Annotated in this window: 2 protein-coding genes; both read right to left on the bottom strand. The window is 31.6% G+C overall.

What is annotated here, in order from left to right; genetic code table 11:
• Positions 1-131: 131 nt before the first annotated feature.
• Positions 132-971 (bottom strand): IS3 family transposase, encoded by an 840-nt coding sequence (locus H8R22_RS15560; protein WP_317171775.1) that lies wholly within the window; start codon positions 969-971, stop codon positions 132-134.
• Positions 968-1378, bottom strand: a complete 411-nt coding sequence (locus H8R22_RS15555) for a helix-turn-helix domain-containing protein (protein WP_187011322.1) — start codon at positions 1376-1378, stop codon at positions 968-970. Before H8R22_RS15555 ends, H8R22_RS15560 begins: the two co-directional genes overlap by 4 nt.
• Positions 1379-1428: the final 50 nt, after the last annotated feature.

Genomic DNA, 1428 nt, shown 5'->3' with positions numbered 1-1428 from the left:
TTGTCTTGTCCTGATATAGGTTGACTATTTTTGGTTGTTTACTAATTTCAAAAATAGTTGATTGTAGACGTAATATTGAAAAGTTTAGAAAAAATCTTTTGAGGGATTTTTTTCCAAACTTGCCAACAATCCTACGCAACTAAAATAGGGATTTTATTCTTCTTATAAGACTTGTATTTGTGAATTTGATTCACATGAGCAAATTCAGGTGTTTTCATTCCTAGAGAGCAATGTCTGCGCTGGTTATTATAAATTTCAATTGCTTGTTTTACCATTTTTTGAGAAGTTTTTAAGTTTGGAATTGTTTTATTTAGTCCAAATTCCTGTTTTAATATTCCATTAATTCTTTCTGCGACCGCATTTTCGTATGGGCTGGAATTTTGAGTTGTACTAAGAATAATGTTCTTCGATTTGGAAAATTCAGCAAAATCGGGACAGCAATATTGTATTCCTCTATCGGAGTGATGGATTAGATTTTCATTTTTGTAACGTCTGTTTTTAACAGCCATTTCTAAAGCATCTTTGACAAGTTTGACGCGCATATTGGTGTCAATTTTGTATCCCATAATTTTCTTGGAATAAACGTCCGTAACTAATGCTAAATAAGCATGTTGGGAAGCAAGTTTAATGTAAGTTATATCGCTGACAAAGACCTGTTCTGCGTGTTTAATTTCTAGATCAGCTAATAAGTCTTTTGATTTGTAAAACCCATGTTTAGAGTCTGTTGTAATGTGATATAGTTTTGTTTTTCGGATTAATAAATTGTGATATCTTAAAAAATGAATGAACCTATCTCTACCCATTTTGATATCATTTTTTTTAAAATCATCTTTCAGGTCAAGATATAGTTTTTTGGCTCCATATCGAGCCATTTTTTGGCGAATAGGAGTGATGAGTTTTTTGATTTTTAGAGTCTCTAAATCCTCAATTTTTTGTTTGTTAATTCTTTTGTAATAAGCCTGCGTGCTTATTCCGAAACACCTGGAGAACCATTTGATTTTAAAAGGTCTTTTTTCTTTTTCTCCACTTCTTTTAGCAATGCTTCGGGCAATGACTTTTTTGCAAAATCAAGATTAGTGCTTACTTCAAAATCAGCAATAATCATTTGTTGAAAGTCTTTAATGAATTCCAGTTCTTCGATACGCTCTTTAAGTTTTTTTAGTTCTTGATTCTTGCTCATTGTTTTGGAGTTTTGTTCAAAGGAACGCAATTTTTTCATCCAATAGGTTATTGAAGAGCGAGAAATCCCATGCAACTTAGAAGCGTGATTTAGGGAAATCTGACCATTTGAAATTTGGTCAATGATGGAAAGTTTGAGATCAAAACCGATTTTTTTGTACTCAATTTTTGGACACTGTTCTTTTTTTGTGGGTTTCATAGTTTACTAAAAGTGTTTAATTTTTAGTCAACCTATTTCAGGATTTGTCA

This window comes from Flavobacterium kayseriense (assembly GCF_014305095.1).
Classification (GTDB): Bacteria; Bacteroidota; Bacteroidia; order Flavobacteriales; family Flavobacteriaceae; genus Flavobacterium; species Flavobacterium kayseriense.
Note: the sequence above shows the minus strand (reverse complement) of the source record. Positions and strands in the feature narration are given on the sequence as shown.

Coding starts and splice junctions, on each gene's coding strand:
- H8R22_RS15555 (WP_187011322.1), bottom strand. CDS start 1,378: ATGAAACCCACAAAAAAAGAACAGTGTCCAAAAATTGAGTACAAAAAA.